Source organism: Shewanella aquimarina (assembly GCF_023349185.1).
Classification (GTDB): Bacteria; Pseudomonadota; Gammaproteobacteria; order Enterobacterales; family Shewanellaceae; genus Shewanella; species Shewanella aquimarina.
In genome coordinates, this window is the sequence record NZ_JAKIKY010000008.1 from 16,919 (window position 1) to 42,254 (window position 25,336).

Below are 25,336 nucleotides of genomic sequence, written 5' to 3' on the forward strand. Positions count from 1 at the left end.
GTGGCGGCCTTGCGGCCGCTGGCTTTTACCCCTATTTGCGTCTGCCTGTCAAGCGGCTCCAATCTTCTTTGTGAGCTGGTGCGTCCATGTCGAACCACTGGGCATAATGCTGGCTGATCTCGTCGGCTTGTTCCTTTAACAGACCAGAGAGTGCGAGCAAGCCGCCCGGTTGTACTTTTTCGGCGATCAGCGGAGCCAGTTCGCGTAGCGGGCCGGCAAGGATGTTGGCAACCAGGACTTCCGCCTTAAGGTCGGCCGGTTGGTCCTCTGGCAGATACAAGGCTAACTTGTCGGCCACATGGTTACGTTCGGCGTTAGCCTTAGAAGCCTCGATCGCCTGGTAGTCGATGTCGATACCGGTAACCTTGGCGGCGCCCAGCTTGAGCGCTGCGACGGCGAGAATGCCTGAACCACAGCCAAAATCGATCGCCTCTTTATCTTTTAGGTCCAGGCTGTCCAACCATTCGAGGCACAGGGCCGTGGTTGGGTGGGTGCCGGTACCGAAGGCTAGGCCGGGATCCAGCATGACGTTGACTGCGTCTGGGTCGGGGACTTCGCGCCAGCTTGGGCAGATCCATAGGCGACGACCAAATTGAATGGGGTGGAAGTTGTCCATCCACTCTCTTTCCCAGTCTTTGTCTTCGACCTGTTCTATCTTGTGGCTAAAGTCTGCGCCTAAATAAGGCTGTAGCTTAAGCATCTCCACCACAGGCGCCAGATCATAGTCTGCCTCGAACAGGGCGGTGATCACCGTATGGCTCCATAGCGGAGTCTCGCCCAGGTTAGGCTCGTAGATCGGAGTGTCTTTACCATCTTCGTAGGTGATCGACAGCGAACCCAGCTCCATCAGCATGTCGCTGAGTTGCTCGGCGTGTTGGTTATCTGTGTCTATCTTTAACTGGATCCAGGCCATGGGATCTTCTCTCTAAGGTCAATATAAGTTCAATAATGGCCCTATTGTAAACCAAGCCTAAGGCAAAGGCCGAGGAATCTGTGCTGAAACTGAGATTTGAGGGAATTAGCATCTAAATTCAATTGGTTATTTTTACCGATTTGTCATTGATTGTATTGTTTGAAATGGTTGTTTAAATTACTGATTAATAGTGGGTAATTGGTTTTACCTTTGTTTTGTTGTTGGCATATTGTTTGTGATCGGCGTCAAATGTTCCACCTTGGCATGGTGAGGTGTCTCACGCTTTTTAGGCATCCGTATAGGCAGCTCAAAACTTGTTGGTATGGTGTAGATCCCGACACTAGGCGCAGAAAGATCATGAAGGTTAACAGCTTGCAGTACCAACACACACATTACGCTGCTTTGGGCAGTCCCTGGTCGGCCAAGGCTGACAGAATACAGAGTGCCACCGGCATCTTATTGGGATGTTTCTTGTTGGCGCATCTGCACTTCGAGTCGAGCATCCTCTTCGGTAAAGAGACCTTCTATCAGGTGGTGCAGTTTCTCGAAGGCGGCATGTTTAGCAGTGATGGCCATGGCATGCCGATAGTGACCAAGGTATTTTCCATTTTTATCATGGTGGTGGTGATGCTGCATGCGGCGGTGGCTCTGCGTCGCTTCCCGGCGCAGCTGGGTCAATGGCGCGCGTTGCGTAATCACATGCAGGGGATTAAACATAAGGATAGCCATGCCTGGTTCTGGCAGTTGGTCACGGGCTTCATCCTGTTCTTCCTGGCGCCTGTGCATATCTTTACCATGATCACCAACCCTGAAATTGGTCCGCACCTGTCGGCCGAACGCGTCTATCACGCCAATGCCTGGCTGCTGTATGCCCTGTTGCTGCCCGCCGTGGTAGTGCACGCCATGATCGGCCTGTACCGGGTGGCGGTGAAGTGGGGGCTGATCCGTCACCGTAAGGGACTGAGAAAGGCGATCAAGGTCTTGATCATCTATCTGATGACGCTAGGGATCCTCAGCCTTATCTCTTACATCATGATTGGCAGATCACTGGTGTTGCCAATTACGCCGTTTGTGCCTTAACTGTGTAGGCGCGAGATAGATTAGCAAATTGTAAAGTATAGGGTTTTGTTTTGATCTATCTCACGGTTTTTGTTGGGTTTGTGAGCGACATTAAGGCTAACTATTTTTAGCTTTTGCACTGTCTTGCCCTTATCCCACTATTCACAGGAGTGCCTATGTCGCTGGCGAAGAAAAATAATAATGTAAGCGGTTGGCTCGATATGAGTCAGAGTGTCTCGGGCGTCATCTTGGCGCTGTTTCTCTGGACACATCTGGTATTGGTTTCCTCGATCCTCCTGGGAGCCGATGCCATGACCTTTGTGGCGCGCACCATGGAGCTGAGTTTTCTCAGCGCCGATGGTCATGGCTATCCCTGGGTGGTGTCAGGCATCGCCATCATAGTGGCGCTATTGGCCTTGATACATGTCTTGGTCGCGGTTCACAAGATGCCACTGAACCTGCAGCAGCAGCGGGCGCTACGTCAGCAGATGAGCGTGATCCACCACGACGATACCAAGCTGTGGGTGTGGCAGGCGATCACCGGAGTGGGCATCTTCCTGCTCTTGCCTGTGCATCTGTGGTTGATCGGTAGTGCACCGGAAACCATAGGCCCGATCGGCAGCGCCGATCGTATCTGGAACCAAGGGGTTTGGATGGTCTATCTGCCGCTGCTCCTGTGTGTCGAGTTACATGCCGCCATCGGCATCTATCGTGTGGCTATCAAGTGGGGAGCAAAACGCGCCATCGATGCCCGCGCCCGAATTAGAAAAATAAAAACCATAGTGAGTGTGGTGTTTGTGGTCATAGGTCTGGCGTCTCTGCTCGCCTTCCTGCCCTACGCCAGCTAATCACTTAGAAGCTAAATTTGATCTCTTATCCCTCGTAAGGAGCAAGTGTGAAACTGATATATACCGATTCTTTAGTCGTGGGCGCAGGACTGGCCGGACTGAGGGTCGCCATAGCCTCGAAGGAACGCGGCCTGGATACCCTGGTGCTGTCATTGATCCCCGCTAAGCGTTCTCATTCGGCCGCGGCCCAGGGGGGCATGCAGGCCAGCCTGGGGAATACCGTCAAAGGCATGGGAGATGATGAAGACGTCCATTTCCAGGATACGGTAAAGGGATCGGACTGGGGCTGTGATCAGGAAGTGGCGCGGATGTTTGCGCACTGTGCGCCCAAGGCGGTGCGTGAGCTGGCAAACTGGGGTGTGCCCTGGACGCGAGTCACCAAGGGGCCACGACAGGTGGTGGTGAATGCCGAGAAGGTCACCATCGAAGAGGCCGAAGAGGCCCATGGCCTGATCAACGCTCGTGACTTCGGCGGCACCAAGAAGTGGCGTACCTGTTATACCGCAGACGGTACCGGCCATTCGCTGCTTTATGCCGTCGACAACAAGGCGATTTCACTCGACATTCCTGTGCACGAGAGAGTAGAGGCGCTGGCGCTGATCCACGATGGCAAGCGTTGCCATGGGGTGGTGGCCAGATGCCTGATCACGGGGGAACTGCGTGCCTATGTGGCCAAGTCCACCACCATAGCCACCGGCGGTTATGGCCGTATCTACGAGGTGTCTACCAATGCGATCATCTGCGAGGGGATAGGCCAGGCGTTGGCGCTGGAAACCGGCGTGGCGACACTGGGTAATATGGAGGCGGTGCAGTTCCATCCGACCGCCATCGTGCCCGTGGGGATCCTCACCACAGAAGGTTGCCGCGGTGACGGTGGCCTGCTCAGAGACAAAGATGGCCATCGTTTCATGCCCGACTATGAGCCGGAGAAGAAAGAGCTGGCCTCGCGGGACGTGGTATCTCGCCGCATGACAGAACACATGCGCAAGGGCAAGGGGGTCGATAGCCCTTACGGACCACACCTCTGGCTCGATATCACCCTGCTGGGGCGCAAGCATGTGGAGACCAACCTGCGTGAGGTGAAGGAGATCTGTGAGAACTTCCTCGGCATAGATCCCGCCGAAGATTGGATCCCTGTGCGTCCAACTCAACACTATTCTATGGGCGGTATACGTACGGATGCCAAGGGACAGAGTCCTCAGCTAAAAGGCCTGTTCAGTGTGGGTGAAGCCGCCTGCTGGGATATGCATGGCTTCAACCGTCTGGGGGGCAACTCGTTGGCGGAAACCGTGGTGGGCGGCATGATTATCGGCAAGTATGTCGCCGACTTCTGCGAGGAGAACACACTCGAGATAGACACCGCACTGGCCGAGCGTTTCGTGGCTCAGGTGCGCGATGAGATAGACAGCCTAGTCGAAGGCCAGGGCAGTGAGTCGGCCTATGAGCTTAAGCGCGAGATGCAGCGCATCATGATGGATTATGTGGGGATCTTCCGTAATGGTCCCGAGCTGACCAAGGCGGTCGAGGAGTTGGAAGCCTTGCTGATCCGTTCGCGTAACCTCGGCCTTAAGTGCAAGAAGCGTCATGCCAACCCAGAGCTGGTGGAGGCGCTTAGGGTCAAGCGTATGATCAAGGTGGCGTTGACGGTGGCCTGCGGCGCCGAGGCGCGCACCGAGAGTCGCGGCGCCCATGCCCGCGAAGACTATCCGCAGCGTAACGATAAAGAGTGGCTCAACCGCACGCTTTCTTCCTGGCCGAGCGCCGATGCAACGCGGCCGCAGCTGGATTATGAAGCGCTCGACGTGATGAAGATGGAGCTGCCGCCTGGCTATCGTGGCTATGGTATCAACAATGCCATCGCCCATCCGGATACCGAGAAGCGCGAGAAACAGATCGTCGAGATCTTGAGTAACCTGGGAGAAGAGGCCGATCGTCACGAGCGCCAGCACGCCTTGATGCCGTTCGAGGTACCAGAATCCCTTAGAGAGAAGAATGAGCGTTTGCATGATAAGCCGCTCGGAAACAGTCAGCAGCTTGGAGAAGAGAGCAAATGAGTCAGGGTCGTACACTAACCTTTAATATCTTCCGTTATGATCCTCAGGTGCCGGACGATAAGCCTAAGATGGTGAAGTATCAGCTGGAAGAGGCGCCGGGCATGACGGTGTTTATCGCGCTCAACATGCTGCGGGAACAGCAGGATCCCTCGCTGCAGTTCGACTTCGTCTGCCGCGCCGGGATCTGCGGCAGCTGTGCCATGGTGATCAACGGCTATCCCACCTTGGCCTGCCGCACCCTGACCAGCAAGTATCCTAAGGGGGAGATCACCCTGATGCCGCTGCCGGGCTTTGAGCTGATCGGCGATCTCTCGGTCAATACGGGCAAGTTTATGCGCGAACTGGCGGAGCGTCTCAAGCTGTGGCTGCATCCGAGAAACGACGAGGTCGACATTCATCGCATCGAGGCGCCCATGGATCCCGAGGAGGCCGCCAAGCTCTATGAGCTGGAGCGCTGCGTCGAATGCGGCGTGTGTGTCTCGGCCTGTGCCACCAAGCAGATGCGCGACACCTTCGTCGGCGCCGTGGGCATGATGAAGATCGCCCGCTTCGAACTCGACAGTCGCGATGCCCGCAGCGTGGAAGACTTCTACCATGTGATCGGTAATCAGGATGGGGTGTTTGGTTGTATGACCCTGCTGGGTTGTCAGGACAACTGCCCTAAGGATCTGCCCCATATGCAGCAGATCGCCTACCTCAGACGCAAGATGGCGACCGCCTTGGTCTAAAAGCTCTAAGCCGATAGCGCTAAAGTGTCTGCGTAATACCTAAAGAAGCCTGCCCATGCAGGCTTTTTTATTGTCTCTCTGCCTTTTATCAAAAATATTTTGATAAAGGTAAGGTTTTTAGCCAGTCTATGCTTAACTGAAGCGAATAAAAAAGGGCTCTTAAAAAGGGGCTCATTAAGAGAGTCTCACAAACGAGAAGCTTCGCGAGAGAGGCGGTAAGAGGACGGGGAAGTAAATCATGCAGGTCAATGATCTATTGTTATTTGTGCGGGTCGCCGACTGTGGCAGCCTGAGCGGCGCGGCGGTGGAGCTGGAGATCTCCGCGGCGGTGGCCAGCGCCAGTCTGAAGCGGCTGGAGAAGGAGCTGGATACCGTGCTCTTTATCCGTAGCACCCGAAGCCTGCGCCTGACCGATGCCGGCGAGCGCTACCTGAGCTATTGTCGCCGGGCCCTGGAGGACTTACGCCTGGGCGAGCAGGCGCTGGCCTGTGCCAAGTCGCAGATTGCCGGTAAGCTGAGCGTCGCCCTGCCATCCGATGCTGGGCGCAACTATATTCTGCCCTGGCTGGATCACCTGATGGATGAATATCCCAGGTTGCAGCTGAGGCTGCATCTGGCCGACAGCCTGACCAACTTCTATCACGACAAGATAGATGTCGCCCTGCGCAGCGGCACCCCGAAAGATTCAAGCCTGGTGGCCTTTAAGATCTGCTCGGCCCAGCGCATCTTGTGCGCCTCACCGGAGTATATTGCCCGTCATGGTCGGCCCGAGACCCTTAGCGATCTGGAGAAGCATAACTGTTTGTTTTTCATGTTAGATGAGAAGACCCACGACCAATGGTGCTTCTATCGCGATGGTCAGACACATAGGGTGAGGGTGTCGGGCAATCGCACCTGTAACGATGCCGAGGTGGCCCGCAAGTGGGCGTTGGCGGGCAAGGGGATAGTCTATAAGTCATCGCTGGACCTGGCGGATGATTTGGCCAGCGGCGCCCTGGTGCCACTGCTGACTCAGTACAGTGGCGAGAGCGCCGATCTCTATCTCGTCTGCCCAGGACGGCAACATGTGACGCCTCTGGTGCTGACCCTGAGGGATCAGCTGCGCCAGCGCTGTGCTCAGCGCGCCCAGAGGCTCGCCGAGCAGGTATAAAAAAAGCCGCATGTTTGCGGCTTTTTCTTTATCGCTAAAGTCTTAAGATTTTAGGACTTAGCGCGTTTCATCGCGGTGAAGAACTCTTCGTTGGTCTTGGTCATGGCAAGCTTGTCGATGAGGAACTCCATGCCGCTGACTTCGTCCATTGGGTTGAGGATTTTACGCAGGATCCACATCTTCTGTAGTTCGTCCGGTGTGGTCAGCTTCTCTTCGCGACGGGTACCCGAGCGGTTGAAGTCGATGGCAGGGAAGACGCGCTTCTCGGCGGCCTTACGAGACAGGTGGAGTTCCTGGTTACCCGTACCCTTAAATTCTTCGTAGATCACTTCATCCATCTTAGAACCCGTATCGACCAGCGCGGTGGCGATAATGGTCAGGCTGCCGCCGTGTTCGATGTTACGTGCCGCGCCGAAGAAGCGCTTAGGACGATGCAGTGCGTTGGCGTCAACACCACCAGTCAGTACCTTACCAGATGATGGGATCACTGTGTTGTAGGCGCGTGCCAGACGGGTAATAGAGTCGAGCAGGATCACGACATCTTTCTTGTGTTCAACCAGACGCTTAGCCTTCTCGATAACCATTTCGGCTACCTGTACGTGACGGCTGGCTGGTTCGTCGAAGGTGGAGGCAACCACTTCGCCTTTCACCAGGCGTTGCATCTCGGTCACTTCTTCCGGACGCTCGTCAATCAGCAGTACCATGAGCACAACTTCAGGGTTGTTGTAGGTGATGCTCTGGGCGATGTTTTGCAGCAGCAATGTCTTACCGGCCTTCGGCGGTGCGACGATTAGACCACGCTGGCCCTTACCGATAGGCGAGCAGAGGTCGAGAATACGGGCGGTAATGTCTTCGGTCGAACCGTTACCACGCTCCATTCGGATGCGTTCTTCTGCGTGAAGTGGGGTTAAGTTTTCGAAGAGGATCTTGCTGCGGGAGTTTTCGGGTTTGTCGAAGTTAACTTCACTGACTTTCAGTAGTGCGAAATAACGTTCACCTTCTTTCGGGGGACGGATTTTACCAAAAATGGTATCACCGGTGCGCATGTTGAAGCGGCGAATCTGACTCGGTGAAACATAGATATCGTCTGGACCTGCAAGGTAAGAACCGTCTGCGCTACGAAGGAAACCAAAACCATCTTGCAGGATTTCGAGTACCCCGCCACCGAAAATATCTTCACCGCTTTTGGCGTGGGCTTTAAGGATTGCGAAAATAATGTCCTGTTTGCGGGCTCGGGCCATGTTCTCGATTTTCATATCCTGGGCCAGAATGACCAGGTCTGAAATCGACTTCTCTTTTAATTCTGATAAATTCATTGTGGTGGGTCTTGTATATTGCGAGACAAAGCTATTCTAGGACTAATAGCATAAAGTTGTTTGGATATTAATCGAAATAGCGAGGTGTGGTTAATGAGAAAGTTTCTGGTTATTAAAGTAGCACTATAGGAGCAGGGCGTCTAGAAATTTAGCGACCCTCGACACAATTACTTGACTAAGCTGTGTCGAGAATCACTTTCTATGACAAAAATGTCATAGGGATCGATGCATTTATAGTTGTGCGTCGATGAACTCTTTCAGTTGAGTCTTAGAAAGGGCGCCTACTTTAGTGTCGGCAAGCTCACCATTCTTGAACATAAGCAGTGTTGGGATGCCACGTACGCCATACTTAGCCGGAGAGGCGTTGTTTTGGTCTACGTTTAGCTTAGCGATAGTTACCTTGCCGGCATATTCGTCTGCAACGTCATCCAGGATAGGGGCGATCATTTTGCAAGGGCCGCACCATTCTGCCCAGAAATCAACGAGGACTGGGAGGTCTGATTTTAAAACGTCGTTTTCAAAGCTGTCGTCGCTTAGGGTAATAATTTTATCGCTCATGATGTTCTCCAGTTAGGGTGCCATTGCTGGTTTGTTAATGGCTTAACCTGTATATTGGGTCTGAAATTCGCTTTTCAAGAGTTATTCGCGGCTTTCAACGGTCTTTTTTTATTAGCCGTTATTTCAAACGATCGAGTTCCTTATTGCAACCCTAACTGGTATGCTTGCGCTATGAGCGAAACACATTTAACTAATCAAAAGTTTGCCGACTTTTCTCTGCATCCAGAGATACAACAGGCACTAGTCGAAAGCGGCTTTGAATATTGCACGCCTATCCAGGCATTATCATTACCGATTTTACTCCAACATAAAGATATCGCAGGCCAAGCGCAGACGGGTACAGGTAAAACCCTGGCTTTTCTGGTCGCCACCTTCAATCATCTACTAACCACACCTATCCCCGACGAACGTCAACTCAATCAGCCGAGAGCCATAGTGATGGCACCGACCCGCGAACTGGCTATTCAGATCGCCAAGGACGCAGAGCTGCTTGCGAAGCATACCGGCCTGAAGGTGGGTATTGTCTACGGCGGCGAAAGCTACGAAGTACAGCGTAAGGTGTTGGATAAAGGGGTCGATATCCTTATAGGCACCACGGGACGCATCATAGACTATGTGCGTCAGGGGGTGATCAACCTCAGCGCCATTCAGGCGGTGGTGTTGGACGAAGCCGATCGCATGTTCGATCTCGGTTTTATCAAAGATATTCGCTTCCTCTTCAGACGCATGCCAGATGCCAACGATCGTCTGAACATGCTCTTCTCGGCAACATTGTCGATGAAGGTGCAGGAGCTGGCCTACGATCATATGAATGATCCTGAGAAGGTCGAGATCGCGCCAAGCGAGAAGACTTCCAAGAACATTACCGAAGAGATCTTCTATCCGTCGATGGAAGATAAGATGCGCCTGCTGCTGAGCCTGATCGAAGAAGATTGGCCTGAGAAGGCAATCGTGTTCTCTAACACTAAGCACAGCTGTGAAAACCTCTGGGCCCACCTGGAAGGTGACGGTCACAGGGTTGGCCTGCTCACCGGCGATGTGCCGCAGAAGAAACGTATCCGTATTCTCGAGCAGTTCACCAAGGGCGAGCTGGATATCCTGGTGGCCACAGACGTCGCGGCGCGCGGCCTGCATATCTCGGACGTGTCTCATGTTTATAACTATGACCTGCCCGACGATTGTGAAGACTATGTGCACCGTATTGGTCGTACCGGACGTGCGGGTCAGAAAGGGGTCTCAGTCAGTTTCGCTTGTGAAGAGTACGCCCTGAACCTGCCGGCTATCGAGAGCTATATTCAACATAGCATCCCTGTGACTAACTACGACAGCGAAGCGCTGCTCGATGATATTCCGCCACCGGTGCGAATTCATCGTAAGCACTCGCCACGTCCAACGGGTCGTTCGGGTGGCGGTAAACCTCAGGGTGGCCGTCCAGGTGCTCGTCCAAGACGTCACGACAGGACCCGTAGACACAGTTAATGAAGCACTCTGGCGTCAGTCCCTTGTATGCGGCCATTACCTTAGGCTCGAATAGTTTTAACATGCTGGTGGCGCAAACCCGTGCCGGCAAGCCGACCGTAGTGGCCAAGTATAAGCGCAAGGTACGCCTTGCCGAGGGGATAGGCGCAGATGGCGTGCTCAGCCCCGAGGTGTTCGACCGTGGCCTGGATTGTCTGCAGATGTTTTCGCAGATGCTGGACCAGGACGGGGTCAGTCGCGAGCATATTGCCGTTATCGCCACCGCGACCCTGCGCAGTATCAGCAATGCCGAGGCCTTTTGCGAGGCCGCCCTGCCTATCCTGGGACAACCCATAGAGATCATCTCTGGCCTGCGTGAGGCGGAGCTCATCTATCAGGGGATGGTTGCAACCACCCAGGGCGAGGGGCGACGCCTGGTGATCGACATCGGCGGTGCCAGTACCGAGTTCATCATTGGGGATGGCAATAAGGTGCTGCTTAAGACCAGCCTGCCCATGGGCTGCGTCACCTTCAACGATAAATTCTTCAACAGCTTCCCATTTCAGCAACTGGATTTCGATGCGGCCCAGAGTCAGGTCGAAACCGCCCTGGGGGATTACCGCAGACAGCTGACCGATTATGGCTGGCACTGTGTGGTCGGCGCCTCGGGTACGGTGCAGTCTGTGGTGGAGCTACTCAATGATCGCGGCGCCTGTGAAACCATCACCCCGGCGGTGCTCAGTGATCTCAGGGGCGAGGTGCTGGCGCAGACAGATGTGAGCCTGAGAGACATTCGCGGCCTGCATAGCGAGCGCGCACCTACCTTCGCCGCAGGCTTAGCCATCTTATCGGCCCTGTTTAATCTACTCGACATACAGTCCCTCAACCTCTCCGGCGGCGCCCTGAGAGAAGGCGTGCTGCATCAACTTGCCCAGCGAGTTTTACCCGCCTAATGACATCTTAGGTTGGCGATGGCCAACATTGAATTAACGCCCTTCGCCTTCGGCATATCTCCTCCTTTTCTTAACGAAACCAAAATAATCTAATTATTTTCATAGGCTTGTGATCCGCCATTGCCTGTCGCCCTCTCGACTGCTCTGTATGAGGATCTTTTGTATATTGAAGATTGTATAAAATATGTCTTTTGTGTTATGTTTTTGTTGCGTTCGGGGGCTGTACCCATAAAACCTTAAATTCATTGCCTCGAACGTCAGCAAAATAATAAAGAGAAGGGAGATAAAACTTATGTCAGGAAGTAACGCTACTAAGCGTTTTGTCCCGAGAAAGACCCTGGCGGCAATCGCTGTCGGTTCGGTACTTATGATGTCCGCGCCAGCCGCGATGGCGGCCGATGGTCTGGGCACGATTAAAGGGCATATCACAAGTGCTGTCGGCGCCGATGTGAATAATGCCAAGGTGATCATTCGTCACGAAAGCAAAGGCATAGTCAAGGAGACAACTACGGGCGCCAACGGTAGCTTCTCATTGAAGGGTCTGCCGATCGGTAATTACACTATCACTATCGTTAAGGATGGTTTCTATCAGGTACAAGAGCAGCACGTTGCCGTGACCGTGGGTAATGCTTTGACCTTCGATGTGGCACTGGATGCACAGAACAATGAAGTGGAGCGCATCGCAGTTACCGGCGCCCGCATCAGCCGCGTAGATACCTCGAGCACCACTAACTCTCAGGTGATCTCTATCGAAGAGCTCAACCAGCTACCGGTAGAGTTAGACTCCACCTCCATTGCACTGCTGAGCCCTGGCGCAGTAGCGGGCGATAACGGTTTCGGTGGCGTGGCCATCGCCGGTTCTTCGGTGGCCGAGAACGGTTACTACCTTAACGGCCTGAATATTACCGACCTACGTAAAGGCATGGGCGATATCGATCTGCCCTGGGAAGCCATCTCGCAAACCGAGGTGCAGACAGGTGGCGTGTCGGCCGAATATGGTCGCTTCATCGGTGGCGTCGTAAACCTGGTGTCCAAGTCGGGTGACAACGAGTGGCAATTTGGTGCCAAGGCTGAAGTCGCGCCCGATGCCCTGGCCGAACCTATGCCGCGCATGAAAGACGATGGCAGCATAGAAACCGTTTCAGATGCCTATTGGCAGGAAACCGAATATAACCTCTGGGCCTCGGGTGCATTGATCGAAGACAAGCTCTTCTTCTACGGTTTGTGGAACCCTTATGGCGAAGAGTCGACCGCCTATGGCGAGACCACGCTGCGTGACAAAGAGTGGGATACCAACCGCTGGTTTACCAAGGTGGACTGGTTCATTCACGAGGATCACTCAGTTGGCGTGATGGCCTTCAGCAACGAAGGGGATTATGCCAGCACTCAGTATCGCCGTGCAGAGGATGGTAGCCGTGGTGATGCCATCGGCCTAACCGAGAGCACCTATGGCGGCATCGGCTGGAACGCCCAGTATACAGGTTATCTGACCGACGACATCACCTTGTCGGCCATGTACGGTGAGATCACGCAATCCACCAAGGACAACTCGGGCACCCTAGATCAGTCCACCTATGAAGATTATCGTTCCGGTAGCTATCAGCGTCTGGGTGACTGGGTTGGCTATGGTTCTTCCGAGACAGAAGATAAGCGTATTACCTATCGTATCGACCTGGACTGGGTCATTGGCGATCACACGCTGCGCGCCGGTTATGACTATGAGCGCCTCGAAATCGCCGACTTCTACACACCGCACGGTGACGGCTGGTATGAGTATTACACCGCAGGTGCCGATAACGCCTATGGTCTGGCCGAAGGCACGGAATACGCGGATCTGCGTATCTGGGGTAAGGCGAGTGAGACAGAAAACGTGCACACCGCCCTGTATGTGTCTGACACCTGGATGGTCACAGATACTGTGACAGTCAATGCCGGCGTGCGTTATAGCGAGTTCAGCAACACTACAGGCTCTGGCGACAAGTATGTCGATCTCGATGGTCAGTTTGCCCCACGTCTAGGCGTCACCTGGGATGTGATCGGTGACGGTTCAAGTAAGGTTTACGCCTCTTATGGCCGTTACTTTCAGCCGGTATCGCCAAACACCAACCTGCGTATGGCCTCTGCCGCCTACGATTCGCACATCGTCAGCCATCTTAATGGTGTGAATGCCGATGGCTCGCCAATCCTGGGGGATGAGATCTCTCGCCGCGTGGTGGCCGATGGCACAGTGCCAGATGCCGACCAGCTGTTTAACAACAAGGCTGGGTCTATGTACTCGGATGAGTTTGCCCTGGGCTTCCAGCAGCAGCTCAACGACGACTGGGCCGTGGGTATTCGCGGTGTCTATCGCGACCTTAAGCAGTCGATTGAAGACGTGTCCTTTAACTATGGTATGAACCAGTGGATTAAGGAAAACTACGATTCTTCCTGGTATGCCGGCAATGGCGAGACCAGCGCCGAAGATTACTTCGTCGGTGGTTGGTTCCCAACCTTAACCAACCCAGGCATAGGCACAGAGATCCACTATGATGTCGACGGCGATGGTGTGAAGGAAACGGTAAACGTGACCGCAGATCAGATGGGCTTCCCTAAGGCGACTCGTACCTATAAGGCGGTCGAGCTGAGCTTTAGCGGTAACGTGACCGAAGACTTTACCCTCAACGGTTCATATACTTGGTCTAAGAGTGAAGGTAACACAGAGGGTCTGGTACGCTCGGACAACGAGCAGGCCGATCCGGGTTGGACCACCTCATTCGACTACCCTGAGCTGATGGATAATGGCGATGGTTATCTGCCTAACGACAGACGCCATAACTTCAAGCTCTATGGTGTGTACCACATCACTGATGACTTGAGTGTCGGCTTTAACTCTTACCTGCAATCGGGTCGTCCGATCAACGCCTTCGGCCTGCATCCGGCAGATCAGGGTTACTGTGTGAAGGCGATCGCCATCGACGGCACCTGTTACGGTCGTGACTGGTACGGCGCCTCATCTTTCTACGCCAATGGCGAGGCGGCACCGCGTGGTAGCATGGGGCGCACAGATTGGGTCTACAACATAGATCTGAACCTGTCTTACACCATGGACTTCGACACCGCGGGACGCCTGAACTTCAAGTTGAACGTGTACAACCTGTTTAACTTCGACGGCATTACCGGTGTAGATGAGCAGTATGAGCTAGACAGTGGCGATAAGAACATTCGCTACGGCTATGCCGACAGCTTCCAGACGCCAAGATATGTACGTGCATCAATACGCTACGATTTTTAATCGGGATTAAGATCAAAAAAGGCCGCATTTGCGGCCTTTTTTATTGCAGCGGGTTTAGTTGAGGATCTTCGCCAGGTCCACCTCTAGTGAGGTTTCAGGACGCTCAACGATACGGCCAATCTCTTCGCCATTTTGCTTCACGATGAAGGTTGGGATGCGGGTAAAGTCATACTTGGCCGCCAGACCTTCGGGGTCTTGTTTCTTACGATCCACGCCTATGTAAGTCACCTTGATGTTGGCGTTGTTGGCCGCTTCCATGATGCGGATAAAGCGCGGGGTCTCACGGTGGCAGTCTGGGCACCAAGTGCCAATGATGACGACGATCTCGGTTGGTGTCTGCAGGTTCTTGATTGGCGCGATGGCAGCCTCGTCGACCTGATAGCTCTTATAACCCTGGGTGAAATCGTCAAGCTCTGTGACTAAGGTCTGGGCTTGTACTTCGCCTGTCAGTATCACTTCCTGTTTCTCCTCACTGCAGGTGGCGATAAAGCCTTCCTGCTTCTCATCAAATGCACAGCCATTATTTGCCAGTGCCTGAGTGCTAAAGAACAGCGCTGTGGTGGCAAGTAATGCTTTAATATTATTGGTCATAAATAGTACCTCAGGCCCGTAGACAAAAACCAGAATTGAGCATTCATTTCATTCTGATGCTATTCAATCATCTAAGTTGCACCGAGAGTAGCGCCAATGCGGCGAGCTGTTAACTGGATCACGCCATGATGGTCTGCTTGGCGCAGGGCTTCACACATTTGTCGCTAAATTGCAGAATTTTTCCGCTATCGGCAACAAGGTGTTAACCCTGCGGGGCGCGAGGTAGTTAGGCGGCGACTAGCTTGGCGAGATCCGCTGGGCGATAGTAGACAGACTTGAGCACCTTGCCCTGACGCACCACCTTACCGGCCATCTCCACATCTTTGGCACACTTGGCGATGATGAAGTCGCCCTTGCGGCTGCCGATGATCTCTACCCCCTGCTTGGCGTAGTGGGCGATGGTTTCTTGCAGTTCCTGCTCGTTACGGCACACCTTACTCATATTGCTCGAATGTACCTCGTCCCAGCAGCGGATGAAGTCGATGTCGCGGTTCTTGGCGACATGCAGCAGCAGATCGATCACATAGCTGATCTCCTGGCGAGCATTTACTTGCTTAGCCCCCAGATGCACCAGGCGGCCCATGAGTACATAAACCGAATCGACGATGGCATCGGCCTGCTCGACGCGGCTGTCAGCCTCGGCCAGCTCGGTTAACTCCTCGATAGCCAAAGAGGTGTGCAGGGTATCGGCCTGCTCATCCAGGCTGGTCTCATCTTCGATAGGCAGATCGAAGGTAGAGCGGAACTGGTGGATGTCGCGGTAGAGGTGGTCGTAAAGGGGCTGATCGAGTGCGGTCAGTTTCATCTGTGTGCCTTACTGGGTCTTGAATGTCTAAATGCGTGGCGGCAATTTTAATTTAACGGCGCAGTAATTGAAAGCTGACTTCCAGGCGCAAAGTCAGCGAGTATTAGGGACTTTTTTCATCCTTTTAAAAGCCAGAATATATGTGCAATAGATGCATAACCACGCTCAAAACCGCCTTAGTGATGAATTTATACGCTCAACGGCATGGCTTTGCCGCGCCTTGGGCGTATCGGCATCCCAGGCCGGTCTGGACTGGATTGTTAAAAATGTGTAACTATGTTCGGCCCGCCTGAGGATTAAACCTTTGATGCCCGAATTAATAGGGCCGGTGTGATGGCGGGGAGAAAAATAGGAAACCCCATAATTATAATAAGGATTATCCATGACCTCTCATCCGCAGTCGCCAGAACAGCCTGGTAGAGATTCGAGTCCCGCGTCGGGCACCACACACAAGCAGCCGACGCTATTAGATGCCCTGATCCCCATTTTTGCCTTGGTCTGCATGTTAACGGCATCAGTGTATCTATTCTCTTCAGACAGCTCCTATGGCGCCAACCAGATTGCCCTTATCATGGCGGCCTGTATCACCCTGGTTATCGGGGTGAAGAACGGCTATAGCTGGAAGGAGATGGAGGCGGGGATCGTCAAGAGTGTCTCGCTGGCCACAGGCGCTTTATTGATCCTGTTTTCTGTAGGCTCCCTGATCGGCACCTGGATCTTGGCCGGCACAGTGCCCACCATGATCTTCTACGGTATGAAGATCTTAAACCCAGATTATTTCTACGCCGCCTCCTGTCTGCTGTGCGCGGTTGTGGCCTTGAGTATCGGCAGTTCCTGGACGGTCGCCGGTACCTTAGGTATCGCGCTGATTGGCGTCGCCGGTGCCATGGGGCTCAGCGTCGAGATCACCGCCGGTGCCATCATCAGTGGCGCCTATTTCGGTGACAAGATGTCGCCCATGTCCGACACCACCAACCTGGCGCCAGCCGTCGCCGGTAGCGAGCTGTTTGGCCATATCCGCCACATGGTGTGGACCACCACGCCGAGCATACTGCTGGCCCTGACAGGCTTTCTGTTTATCGGTCTGAGCAGCGACAGCAGCGGCGCGGTGACGGATCTTGCCGCGACCATGTCACGCATCGAGGCTCAGTATCATCCGGGGTTGCATCTGCTGCTACCCTTGCTGGTGGTCTTAGTGCTGGCCTATAAGAAGCTGCCCGCCTTCCCGACTGTGATTCTTGGCACCTTGGCCGGTGCCATCTGTGCGGCGCTGTTTCAGTTCGACGGGGTGATCAAGTTCGTCAACGACGACAGCCTGCCCACCATGGTCGCCCTGGTGAAGGGGATCTGGGTGGCGATGTTCGACGGCTATACCGCTAATACCGGAGATAAGACGCTCGACAGTCTGCTGAGCCGCGGCGGCATGAGCAGCATGGTCAATACCGTCTGGTTGATCCTCTGCGCCATGGCCTTCGGTGGCGTGATGGAAAAAACCGGCCTGCTACAAAGGTTGTTGCAAGGGGTGCTACGTCTGGTGAAATCCAGTGGCAGCCTGATCATCACCACCCTGGCCAGCTGCATCGGCGCTAACCTGATCACAGGCGATCAGTTTATTGCCATCTTGCTGCCGGGTCGTATGCTCAAGGTCGAGTATGAAAAACATGGCCTGGCACCTGTAAACCTGAGTCGTGCCCTGGAAGATTCGGCCACCATCACCAGTCCCTTGGTGCCCTGGAATACCTGCGGCGCCTATATGGCCAGCACCTTAGGGGTCGCCACCATCGCCTATCTGCCTTTCGCCTTCTTCAATCTCATCTGTCCCTTCATCAGCGCGGCGTACGCCTACTATGACTTCAAGATTGAGCGACTGGCAGAGAGTGAAGCCATGGAGGCCGTGGCTTAAGTTGGCGGGATAACCCGCTTTGATTTAGTTATAAAAAAATCCGCCCGGCGAAGTGACTGGCGTGGTGCCGGGCGGGAGCAATAAAGTGTGATGGTGGATACGGCGCCGAATGACGCGATTGCTTAATGAAGATTTTTTGCCGTGTCAGGGTTGGCGTACTTAGCCGTTAGTTGTTCCAGATAGGGCTGAACCGCCTTGTCCCCCCAATCGAGGTAACCGCGTAAGAAGCCGACCAAGTTGCCCTCGCCATCGAAGGCGTAGGTGGCCGGAACAATATTGGCCGGCAGCATGGTTTCCACCTGCAGCTTGGGGTCGATTAGCGTCGGATAGCCTGCCAGCTGATGGCGGGCCAGGAAGGCCGCGACCTCGCCATGGGCCTCGTCGATGGACAGGGGCAGCACTACCAGATCTTTGTCGAGATTGTCCCGTCTTATCTTATCCATCATAGGGATCTCCTTGATGCAGGGAGCGCACCAGGTAGCCCAGAGGTTGATTAATACTAGCTTGCCTCGATAATCACTCAGCTTCACCTGATGACCATTGAGATCCTCGAATGTGGCCTCGTCGACCTTGCGGGCGCTGGTCATCTCCACAAAGCGCGACATGATCATTGGCTTGGGTAAGTTTTCTCCTGTGTCATACACCTTGGCACTTGGCATGACGGCCAGGGAAGGTAGGCTGAGCGTCATTAGGCTAAAGGCGAGCAGGGTACGTGGTAATTTTCTCATGATCTGTGTTCCTGACTATGGGGTAATGGTCGGCGCGTATGCATTTGTCGCAGGTACCAGAATAGGACGGCGGAAAGCAGCCCGAGCGGCATAAAAAAGAGGAGTGCGGTACCCGATGTCAGGCTGGGCATATAGCGGATCCGCTCACCGTAGCGGGCGACCATAAAGTCGACAATCTCATCGGCCGTCTTTCCCCGTTCAAGTTGCAGATAGATCTCCGCCTTGAGTTCGCTGGCGATCGGGCTTTGTGAGTCCAGCAGGTTCTGATTGGTGGACATGGGGCAGCGCAGGGTGGCTGCAATCTCTATGGCCTGGCGCTTTAGCACCGCCGGTGCCTGCAAGGAGGTGTTAGTCTGCACCTCTGCTTGTGCCTGCCCGAGGAGCAGTGTGAGCGTGGCGCCAAGTAGAAGTAGTCGCTTAATGCTTGTCATCATCGGGCTCCTTTTACCGCGAGTTGAGGGGGCGACACGCGGGCTTGTCTGCAGGCGTCACTCGGACGCAACAGGCTGAGACCGGCAAACATCATGATGAGGGCGCCAATCCAGATCCAGCCGACGAGTGGCTTGTAGCTGATGCGGATTAAAAACTCCTCCTCGCTGAGCTGGTTGCCCATGGAGATATAGAGATCGGCAAACAGGCTACGATGGATCCCCGCGGCGGAGATCTGCATGGCGTTGCTGTTAAAGGTCTGGCGCTGGGGATAGAGATAGGTCAGATGCTGATCGCGTTTGTCTCTCACCTCTATCTTGGCCTGTAGCGCACTGTAGCTAGTGTGCGAGACCGTTTCTGTTGCCTGGTAGATAAAGGTATAGCCCGCCACGACCCTGCCCTGACCTGGCCCCATCCTCAGTAGCTCTTCCTGCTGAAAATAGCTTGAACAGGTGGCGCCTAAGATACTCAACGCCACACCTAGGTGGGTAACACACATGACGTAAAAGCGTCTGTTGCCGGTAGGGAGCGTCATTCTTCTCAGATGATTACGTACATACAGGCCCGTACAGGAGATCAGCCAGAGGCTGGCGAAACTGCCAAGCATAAAGTGAGCATCTATTTCACCCAGCATCAGATAATTGAGGCTGAAGCTGACCCCTAGGCAGATGCATGCCAGCAGCGCGAGTGGTTTTATCGCATCTTGACGCGATGCCTGCCAGCCCATCAAGGGGGCGGCGCCCATGAAGAGACTGATGATCCCAGTTAATGGAATGAAGAGGCTATTAAAGTAAGGTGCCCCCACCGAAATGCTTTGCCCCGTGACGACTTCATACAGCAATGGATAGCAGGTACCCAGCAAGATGGAGAGCGCGGCAACCAGCAGTAACAGGTTGCCAAGTTGCATCAGGTTTTCCCGGCTCAGCCCTTGGGTGCTTATCGGCCTGATGAGTTTTGGCAATCTGTGCAGCAGCAAAGTAAAGCCGCAGATAGAAACCAGAGCGAACAGGGTGAGCATGGCTGCGCCACGCAGGGGATCGGCTGCAAAGGCGTGTACCGACTGCACCACGCCCGAGCGAACCAGAAAGGTGCCCAGCAGGCAAAGACTGAAGCCGAGTATTGCGAGAAACAGGCTGGTGCCGTGAAACCTGTCCCTTTGCTCGCCTAAAATGAGTGAGTGCATGAGCGCCGTGGCGACTAACCAGGGGATAAACGAGGCGTTTTCGACCGGATCCCAAAACCACCATCCGCCCCAGCCCAGTTCGTTATATGCCCACCAGGAGCCGAAGGCGTTGCCCCCGGTTAGCATGGCCCACGCCAGAATGGCCCAGGGGCGCATCACTCGGCAGTGATGCTTCATAGATTGGCTATTGTCTAACAAGGCGGCGACAGCCGCGGCGAAACAGACAGCCAGCCCTACATATCCCACAAATAGCAGAGGTGGATGCAGGATAAGACCTATATCTTGAAGTATGGGGTTGAGATCCCGCCCTTCGACTGGGATGCCGGGTAATAGCCTGGCAAAGGGATTTGAACCTATGAGGAGAAAGGCGATTAATCCGGCTTGAATCGCACCTAGGACCGCGTGAAGGTAGTGAAAAAAGGGCGCGGTGGCATCTGATTTCAAGCTGATCACCCAGCTCCAGATGCCGATGGCGGCAACCCAAAACAACATAGAACCTTCGTGTCCTCCCCAGACGGCGGCGACCTTATAGAGGCTGGCCAGTTGGCTGTTGGAGTTATTGGCCACGTATGCCACAGAAAAGTCGTTATCCAGGAAGAGGAAAACGAGGATCAATAGGCTAGCCAGTTGCGCCAGCGTGTTTAGCTTAATAAAGAGAGACAGATAGTCGTGCAGTGCCACGCGGCAACGGCAGGCCTGCGCAATAGGCATCGCGGCCATGAGCAAGCATAGCGTCAGTGAGATAGTAAGAAGTAATAAGCCAATTTCTGCGTTCATCGCCTCGCCTTCAACCAATCGAACGAAATAATTCGTCTAACTAATAGTGATGGGTAAGTTTGTCTCTGATTGAGCCTAACCTTAGGTGAACTTCTTCATGGATTCTGTGAGCTGTGGCAGGGTCCGTTTTACCCCTTTTCTCCCTCAATCTTTTTCATAACTCAAAAAGCGACTTGAGGTTTTTTGAGATCTAAAAATACCGGTTTTAGAACTAAAAAAGAAAACACTAAAAAGATTTAAATATTTGTTTTTATTTGTTTTATATCTATTCACAACTCATGGTTTTTTCCCTGTGCGCCAGCTCAACTTTTTTGTCTTTGGTCTGTGAAAAATACTGAAGCTGCTCAGCTGTAAAGTCGTTCGGTTAACGATGAGGTTTATTCCCTTTAATTCCCGTCAGCGAAAAGGATGAGCCGATCTGGAATTAAGCATAAACAGATAAAACTAAAAATATTTAGGAGTGAATGATGAGACGATGGAAACACAAGGTAGCCTTGAGTGCGCTATTTTGTTTCGGTGCCATTGCCAATGTGAACGCTGCTGGTGGTAAATACAACAGCGTGCCTGAGATGGGCGAAACTGCCAAAGGCGCGATCGCAAACTATCAGGGCATGGAAAAAGTCAACGGCGTAAAAACCCTTCAGGACTATGTAGTTCAAGAAGCCGCGTTGTTTGACTTCTTGTTTGAAAACCACCCTATGTTCAAATACCAGGAAGCGGGCAATCTGGTTGGCGATTATCATGTCAGTGATCGTGGCGAAGAGTATCTGGATACCGGCCATAGCCCTGACTACAGCAAGAAAGTGGGTAAACCCAGAGCCGTACAGTACAGGCTAGGCGCCAAGTCTATCCTGGACTTTCCCAACAATTTTGTCGGCCCGGAAAAGTGCGCCGAATGTCATGCGACCCAGTATGAGAAGTGGAGCCGTTCACGTCATGCCAAGACAGTTCGTTTCCCTGGGGAGCATCCCGAGGTGGACAACGACCTCAACAAGACAATGTATGGCACTAAAGACACTTCTATTCTCCCCGACGGCATCACGCCGGATGTGATCTATGCGACCGTGGGTACGCCCAGAACCAAATATGGCTTTATCGATGCCTGGTTGGTGCGTGGCTCTTACCATATCGAAGGTGGCTTATTGAAGGATGGTACCGGCAAGATGGTTGCCGGTGCTAACCAGTTCTCTCGTGGTTGGGCCGAGTGGTTAACCCCTGAGATGGCTAAGAAGATCAACGCCGTGATCCCTGATTTCCCTACCACCTTGGCTGCTTATGGTGACTCGGGTTCTCATCAGTGGGGCATGAGTTCTTACGGCGCCAAGTACCGTAAAGAGATGTTGTTCCAGCCAGCAAGTTCTTACTGCGAAGTTTGTCATACCTTCAAGTTCGACTTTAAGTCTCAGCAAGAGTACTTCGATGCCCTGGGCGATCCTAAGAAGCTGCAGGAACACACCATCAGTAAGGGCATTGCCTGTGAGGAGTGCCACGGTGCTGGTGGCCACCTAGATGGCGGTACAGGCGGTATGCAGTCTAACTGCGAACGTTGTCACCAACGCTTCCAATACGATCCTGTCATGGCCGAGACGCCAGCCGCACAGGAAAAACCTGAGCTGGCCTTTGGCGTGAAGATGAAGTCGCTATGTCCTTCTTGTGGTACCGAAGGCTCACAGATGTACGGTTCGGCGCACTATGAGAAAGGCATGCGTTGTACTACTTGTCACGATCCTCACGAGGTCACCGATGGTTCCTGGTTGTCGGGAATCACTAAGCCCAAGTTGAAGAAAGACTGTAAGGACTGTCACGAGGCGCAGACTGTGATAGCCAGCAACACAGACACTCACGCCAACCAGACCTGTCAGAGCTGTCACATGCCAAACATGGGTAGCTGTGAAAACTTCAAGGCGATGCAGTTCCCCGATCAAGCAGGCTTCGACGCCGTTCGTAAGTCACACATGTGGAAGATTGATGTCGACCCTGTGCGCAAGACGCTTAACCCACCAGAGGGAGCGCCTAGAACCCAGGGACCAGATGCGGCTAAAGGCTGGACTGTGGCCAAGAACGAGGAGGGACGTACCTATCTGGATCTCATGTGGTCTTGTGCCCGTACCTCAATTTCTGACCACGATGTGGTGGAAAACAAGGGCTGTCACAGCCAGTTCCAATCTGAGCTAGAAACCGGCCTGCACTATAAGGATCAGCTGGAGATCTACGGTGAAGTCATGAAGTGGCAGAAGCCGATCAAAGAGGTCTTCGGTCAGGTTGAGCAGGCGCTGGTGCGTATCGATCAGCTGCTTGAGGTCACTAAGTTGTCTACTGAAGACAAGACTCAGGTGCTGATGTTGGCGGAGAAGGCTCAGGCCACAGTGGATCTGATCAAGCAAGATGGTTCTTGGGGCGTTCATGGCTTCCGTTATAGCCAGAAGCGTCTGGATGCCGCGCTGACCTATGTGACTCAAGCGCAGAAGATCTTAGATGGCAGTGGCTATTCGGCCAAGGCGAACTAGTTCTCTCACAGTAACGTGATTGACCAACCACCCGGCGCCACGCCAGGCGCCGGGTATTAGGGGAGAGAGAAGATGAAATCGAGAATAGGCCTGTCTTTGGCCTTGCTGTTGGGCTTGACTCCGCTATGCAGTCAGGCGGGCGGCGGCGCCGAGATGGCACCGGCTCACAGGTATGAACATAGCCTGCACACTATTAGTCTGGCCCAGGCCGAAGCCCTGCTGGCCGAGGGGAATGTTTACTTCTTCGACGTCAACACCTTAGAGCTTTGGGCCGAGGGGTATATCCCTGGGGCCGTCTACTTCAATGTCGATAACTGGAAGACCCTGCTACCGGAAGATAAGGCGGCGCGAATGGTGTTTTACTGTGCCAATCGCCTCTGTAATGCCAGCGAGATTGCCGCCCATCAGGTAATGAAGCTGGGCTACACCAATGTGATGCAGATGCACGATGGGATCTATGGCTGGCGCCTGTCGGGTCGAGCTATTGAAAAACCATAATAAACAAATCCTTGCGTAATTTTTTGAACAGTTAGCATTTTGAGCAATAGATGAACGAGAGTGTGAATATGAAAGCGAGTCTACTGAGATCTTGTCGTGTTACCACCTTAGCCCTGGCCTTGAGTGGGTCATTCTTTGCCGTGGCCAGCGAGTCGCCTCAGGAGGTCGAAGATGCCTCCTATGCATTAGGTGCGTCCGTGGGCCATTACATATCGGGCAAGATCTATAACCAAGTTGACTTAGGTGCCCAGGTCAATATCGACACTGTGGTCAAAGGGGTCGTCGATGCCCTCAAGGGTGAGGGCAAGATGTCCAATGAGGAGATACTGACCCATCTCAACGCCCGCGCCGAATGGCTCAACAATGCCAAGAGCGCCAAGCTGGAGGCCTTGGCCAATAAGCATCTGGCCGAGGGGCAAGCCTATCTGGCAAGTAACAAGAGCAAGGCTGGGGTGACGGTAACCGAATCGGGTCTTCAGTATGAAGTGCTGAAGCAAGGCGATGGCCCTAAACCTGTCGAGTCTGACGTGGTAACGGTTCACTACGTAGGTAAGCTGCTCGATGGAACTGAATTTGATAACTCTTATGAGCGCGATGAACCCAATCGTTTTGCCCTAATGTCGGTGATTGATGGCTGGAAAGAGGGGATAGCCCTGATGCCCGTGGGTTCCACCTATCGCTTGACCATTCCTGCCGAGTTGGCCTACGGCAAAGAGGTGGTGGGGATTATCCCACCGGGCTCGACCCTAATCTTCGATGTTGAGCTGCTCAAGCTTGAGGCTCCTGGCGAAAACGCCCATGGCATGGGGCTAAGTGGTATGGGCATGGGCGGCATGATGGGCATGGGTCACTAGGTTATCGGCAGTAGGTGCTTGTTATGAATCATTTAGTGTTTGCCATGGCGGTCACGCTTGTTTGTTTTATTGCGCCTGTTTGGCGCCACTATTTCATCCAGGCGGCGAATGCCAAGGCCGGTGATGCGACCATCCCTGCTAGGAAGCGGATCCAGACACCAATTTGGGTGACGGGCATGCTACTGCTGATACCACTGACCCTCTATGGTCTGCTGGGGCGTTTTAACGACTGGCACACAGGCCAGATAGACGAAAACATCGATTACTTGATTGCCGCCGACATCAACAAGAATGCACGTATCTTAGATGATGCCCCCCTCGATAGGCTTGCCTTGCTCAATCTGGCCAATGCCTACGCCGAAGGTGGTCGCTATGGCGATGCGGTAGCGACACTAGACAAATTACTGGCAATAGCGCCCGACGCCGAGCTGTTTGGCATGAAGGCGACGGCGCTCTATTACCGTGATAACCGCGCCATGAGCCTGGAGGTATCGATTGCGATATCTCAGGCGCTGGCGCTCGATCCTAAGGAAGTGCAGTCACTGCTGCTGATGGCGACCCACGCTTATTTGAATAGGGATTTTCAACAGGCGATCGCTTATTGGCAACAGTTACTGGACAGTGATAACCCCAACATAAACCGAGCATCGATTAACAGTGCGATTGTCAACGCTGAGCAGAAAATGGCTAACCGTACCGTGACTGCATCTGAGTAAAAGTCACCAAGATGAAAGATTCAATGAGGTCGGCGTG

Annotated in this window: 21 protein-coding genes; 13 read left to right on the forward strand and 8 right to left on the reverse strand. The window is 53.7% G+C overall.

Annotated features, from left to right (window positions below; all coding sequences use genetic code 11):
* Window positions 1-31 precede the first annotated feature (31 nt).
* Window positions 32-913 carry a 50S ribosomal protein L11 methyltransferase gene (gene prmA, locus L2731_RS11135; protein ID WP_041510758.1) on the reverse strand — a complete coding sequence of 294 codons (882 nt, stop codon included), beginning with the start codon at window positions 911-913 and terminating at the stop codon, window positions 32-34.
* 357 nt (window positions 914-1,270) lie between these two features.
* Here prmA and L2731_RS11140 point away from each other — a divergent pair, with 357 nt between their 5' ends.
* The 5 genes from L2731_RS11140 (at window position 1,271) to L2731_RS11160 (ending at window position 6,752) form a co-directional block, all read left to right on the forward strand.
* Complete coding sequence (locus tag L2731_RS11140) at window positions 1,271-1,993, forward strand: fumarate reductase cytochrome b subunit (RefSeq protein ID WP_041510759.1); 723 nt, start codon at window positions 1,271-1,273, stop codon at window positions 1,991-1,993.
* A 155-nt stretch (window positions 1,994-2,148) separates the two neighbouring features.
* Window positions 2,149-2,820: a fumarate reductase cytochrome b subunit gene (locus L2731_RS11145; protein ID WP_239852957.1), complete on the forward strand. Its 672-nt coding sequence runs from the start codon at window positions 2,149-2,151 to the stop codon at window positions 2,818-2,820.
* A gap of 47 nt (window positions 2,821-2,867) precedes the next feature.
* A complete protein-coding gene (locus L2731_RS11150; RefSeq protein WP_239852956.1) occupies window positions 2,868-4,874 on the forward strand; it encodes a fumarate reductase flavoprotein subunit in 2,007 nt (668 codons plus the stop codon).
* Entirely contained in the window at window positions 4,871-5,602 is a 732-nt protein-coding gene (locus L2731_RS11155; protein ID WP_041510762.1) for a fumarate reductase iron-sulfur subunit, read from the forward strand. Before L2731_RS11150 ends, L2731_RS11155 begins: the two co-directional genes overlap by 4 nt.
* A 238-nt stretch (window positions 5,603-5,840) precedes the next feature.
* Window positions 5,841-6,752 carry a LysR family transcriptional regulator gene (locus L2731_RS11160; RefSeq protein ID WP_249253162.1) on the forward strand — a complete coding sequence of 304 codons (912 nt, stop codon included), beginning with the start codon at window positions 5,841-5,843 and terminating at the stop codon, window positions 6,750-6,752.
* Window positions 6,753-6,802: 50 nt separating this feature from the next.
* On the opposite strand, the gene rho is transcribed toward L2731_RS11160, so the two are convergent.
* Both rho and trxA read right to left on the reverse strand, forming a co-directional pair.
* The gene (gene rho, locus L2731_RS11165) at window positions 6,803-8,068 is read right to left on the reverse strand and encodes a transcription termination factor Rho (protein ID WP_011864143.1); all 1,266 of its coding nucleotides are present in this window, start codon (window positions 8,066-8,068) and stop codon (window positions 6,803-6,805) included.
* Between the two features lie 231 nt (window positions 8,069-8,299).
* Window positions 8,300-8,626, reverse strand: coding sequence for a thioredoxin TrxA (gene trxA, locus L2731_RS11170; protein WP_041510764.1), 327 nt, complete (start codon window positions 8,624-8,626; stop codon window positions 8,300-8,302).
* A gap of 171 nt (window positions 8,627-8,797) precedes the next feature.
* On the opposite strand from trxA, the gene rhlB reads away from it, so the two are divergent.
* From rhlB to L2731_RS11185, 3 genes are all read left to right on the forward strand, one after another.
* Window positions 8,798-10,105, forward strand: a complete 1,308-nt coding sequence (gene rhlB, locus L2731_RS11175; RefSeq protein WP_249253164.1) for an ATP-dependent RNA helicase RhlB — start codon at window positions 8,798-8,800, stop codon at window positions 10,103-10,105.
* Window positions 10,105-11,037 carry a Ppx/GppA phosphatase family protein gene (locus L2731_RS11180; RefSeq protein ID WP_249253166.1) on the forward strand — a complete coding sequence of 311 codons (933 nt, stop codon included), beginning with the start codon at window positions 10,105-10,107 and terminating at the stop codon, window positions 11,035-11,037. Before rhlB ends, L2731_RS11180 begins: the two co-directional genes overlap by 1 nt.
* A 292-nt stretch (window positions 11,038-11,329) precedes the next feature.
* Complete coding sequence (locus L2731_RS11185) at window positions 11,330-14,308, forward strand: TonB-dependent receptor (protein ID WP_249253168.1); 2,979 nt, start codon at window positions 11,330-11,332, stop codon at window positions 14,306-14,308.
* A gap of 54 nt (window positions 14,309-14,362) precedes the next feature.
* Here the strand turns inward: L2731_RS11185 and L2731_RS11190 are convergent, their stop codons facing one another.
* Window positions 14,363-14,899, reverse strand: a complete 537-nt coding sequence (locus L2731_RS11190) for a thioredoxin family protein (RefSeq protein ID WP_041510768.1) — start codon at window positions 14,897-14,899, stop codon at window positions 14,363-14,365.
* Between the two features lie 226 nt (window positions 14,900-15,125).
* Window positions 15,126-15,704 carry a nucleoside triphosphate pyrophosphohydrolase family protein gene (locus L2731_RS11195; RefSeq protein ID WP_249253170.1) on the reverse strand — a complete coding sequence of 193 codons (579 nt, stop codon included), beginning with the start codon at window positions 15,702-15,704 and terminating at the stop codon, window positions 15,126-15,128.
* A gap of 382 nt (window positions 15,705-16,086) precedes the next feature.
* Here L2731_RS11195 and nhaC point away from each other — a divergent pair, with 382 nt between their 5' ends.
* Window positions 16,087-17,607 (forward strand): Na+/H+ antiporter NhaC, encoded by a 1,521-nt coding sequence (gene nhaC, locus L2731_RS11200; protein WP_249253173.1) that lies wholly within the window; start codon window positions 16,087-16,089, stop codon window positions 17,605-17,607.
* 122 nt (window positions 17,608-17,729) lie between these two features.
* Here nhaC and L2731_RS11205 read toward each other — a convergent pair whose 3' ends face one another.
* Genes L2731_RS11205 through L2731_RS11215 form a run of 3 tightly spaced genes read right to left on the reverse strand, consistent with a single transcriptional unit; the run spans window position 17,730 to window position 20,724 of the window.
* On the reverse strand, window positions 17,730-18,335 hold the full coding sequence (locus tag L2731_RS11205) for a TlpA family protein disulfide reductase (protein WP_249253176.1): 606 nt from the start codon (window positions 18,333-18,335) through the stop codon (window positions 17,730-17,732).
* Entirely contained in the window at window positions 18,332-18,769 is a 438-nt protein-coding gene (locus L2731_RS11210) for a cytochrome c-type biogenesis protein (protein WP_249253178.1), read from the reverse strand. Before L2731_RS11210 ends, L2731_RS11205 begins: the two co-directional genes overlap by 4 nt.
* On the reverse strand, window positions 18,766-20,724 hold the full coding sequence (locus tag L2731_RS11215) for a heme lyase CcmF/NrfE family subunit (protein ID WP_249253180.1): 1,959 nt from the start codon (window positions 20,722-20,724) through the stop codon (window positions 18,766-18,768). Before L2731_RS11215 ends, L2731_RS11210 begins: the two co-directional genes overlap by 4 nt.
* Window positions 20,725-21,191: 467 nt before the next feature.
* Between L2731_RS11215 and L2731_RS11220 the strand changes: the two genes are divergently transcribed.
* The 4 genes from L2731_RS11220 to L2731_RS11235 all read left to right on the forward strand — a co-directional run bounded on the left by L2731_RS11220 (window position 21,192) and on the right by L2731_RS11235 (window position 25,299).
* The gene (locus L2731_RS11220; protein ID WP_249253182.1) at window positions 21,192-23,231 is read left to right on the forward strand and encodes a multiheme c-type cytochrome; all 2,040 of its coding nucleotides are present in this window, start codon (window positions 21,192-21,194) and stop codon (window positions 23,229-23,231) included.
* 72 nt (window positions 23,232-23,303) lie between these two features.
* Window positions 23,304-23,729, forward strand: coding sequence for a rhodanese-like domain-containing protein (locus L2731_RS11225; RefSeq protein WP_041510773.1), 426 nt, complete (start codon window positions 23,304-23,306; stop codon window positions 23,727-23,729).
* A gap of 68 nt (window positions 23,730-23,797) precedes the next feature.
* Window positions 23,798-24,583: an FKBP-type peptidyl-prolyl cis-trans isomerase gene (locus L2731_RS11230; RefSeq protein WP_249253184.1), complete on the forward strand. Its 786-nt coding sequence runs from the start codon at window positions 23,798-23,800 to the stop codon at window positions 24,581-24,583.
* A gap of 23 nt (window positions 24,584-24,606) precedes the next feature.
* A complete protein-coding gene (locus L2731_RS11235) occupies window positions 24,607-25,299 on the forward strand; it encodes a tetratricopeptide repeat protein (protein ID WP_041510775.1) in 693 nt (230 codons plus the stop codon).
* Window positions 25,300-25,336: the final 37 nt, after the last annotated feature.

Bases quoted from the DNA above. Each gene is read 5' to 3' on its own strand.
- rho (WP_011864143.1), bottom strand. From the start codon at position 8,068: ATGAATTTATCAGAATTAAAAGAGAAGTCGATTTCAGACCTGGTCATT.
- L2731_RS11190 (WP_041510768.1), bottom strand. From the start codon at position 14,899: ATGACCAATAATATTAAAGCATTACTTGCCACCACAGCGCTGTTCTTT.
- L2731_RS11155 (WP_041510762.1), top strand. From the start codon at position 4,871: ATGAGTCAGGGTCGTACACTAACCTTTAATATCTTCCGTTATGATCCT.
- L2731_RS11215 (WP_249253180.1), bottom strand. From the start codon at position 20,724: ATGAACGCAGAAATTGGCTTATTACTTCTTACTATCTCACTGACGCTA.
- L2731_RS11140 (WP_041510759.1), top strand. From the start codon at position 1,271: ATGAAGGTTAACAGCTTGCAGTACCAACACACACATTACGCTGCTTTG.
- L2731_RS11160 (WP_249253162.1), top strand. From the start codon at position 5,841: ATGCAGGTCAATGATCTATTGTTATTTGTGCGGGTCGCCGACTGTGGC.
- L2731_RS11210 (WP_249253178.1), bottom strand. From the start codon at position 18,769: ATGATGACAAGCATTAAGCGACTACTTCTACTTGGCGCCACGCTCACA.
- L2731_RS11220 (WP_249253182.1), top strand. From the start codon at position 21,192: ATGAGACGATGGAAACACAAGGTAGCCTTGAGTGCGCTATTTTGTTTC.
- L2731_RS11195 (WP_249253170.1), bottom strand. From the start codon at position 15,704: ATGAAACTGACCGCACTCGATCAGCCCCTTTACGACCACCTCTACCGC.
- trxA (WP_041510764.1), bottom strand. From the start codon at position 8,626: ATGAGCGATAAAATTATTACCCTAAGCGACGACAGCTTTGAAAACGAC.
- L2731_RS11230 (WP_249253184.1), top strand. From the start codon at position 23,798: ATGAAAGCGAGTCTACTGAGATCTTGTCGTGTTACCACCTTAGCCCTG.
- L2731_RS11235 (WP_041510775.1), top strand. From the start codon at position 24,607: ATGAATCATTTAGTGTTTGCCATGGCGGTCACGCTTGTTTGTTTTATT.
- L2731_RS11225 (WP_041510773.1), top strand. From the start codon at position 23,304: ATGAAATCGAGAATAGGCCTGTCTTTGGCCTTGCTGTTGGGCTTGACT.
- L2731_RS11185 (WP_249253168.1), top strand. From the start codon at position 11,330: ATGTCAGGAAGTAACGCTACTAAGCGTTTTGTCCCGAGAAAGACCCTG.
- L2731_RS11180 (WP_249253166.1), top strand. From the start codon at position 10,105: ATGAAGCACTCTGGCGTCAGTCCCTTGTATGCGGCCATTACCTTAGGC.
- rhlB (WP_249253164.1), top strand. From the start codon at position 8,798: ATGAGCGAAACACATTTAACTAATCAAAAGTTTGCCGACTTTTCTCTG.
- nhaC (WP_249253173.1), top strand. From the start codon at position 16,087: ATGACCTCTCATCCGCAGTCGCCAGAACAGCCTGGTAGAGATTCGAGT.
- L2731_RS11145 (WP_239852957.1), top strand. From the start codon at position 2,149: ATGTCGCTGGCGAAGAAAAATAATAATGTAAGCGGTTGGCTCGATATG.
- L2731_RS11205 (WP_249253176.1), bottom strand. From the start codon at position 18,335: ATGAGAAAATTACCACGTACCCTGCTCGCCTTTAGCCTAATGACGCTC.
- prmA (WP_041510758.1), bottom strand. From the start codon at position 913: ATGGCCTGGATCCAGTTAAAGATAGACACAGATAACCAACACGCCGAG.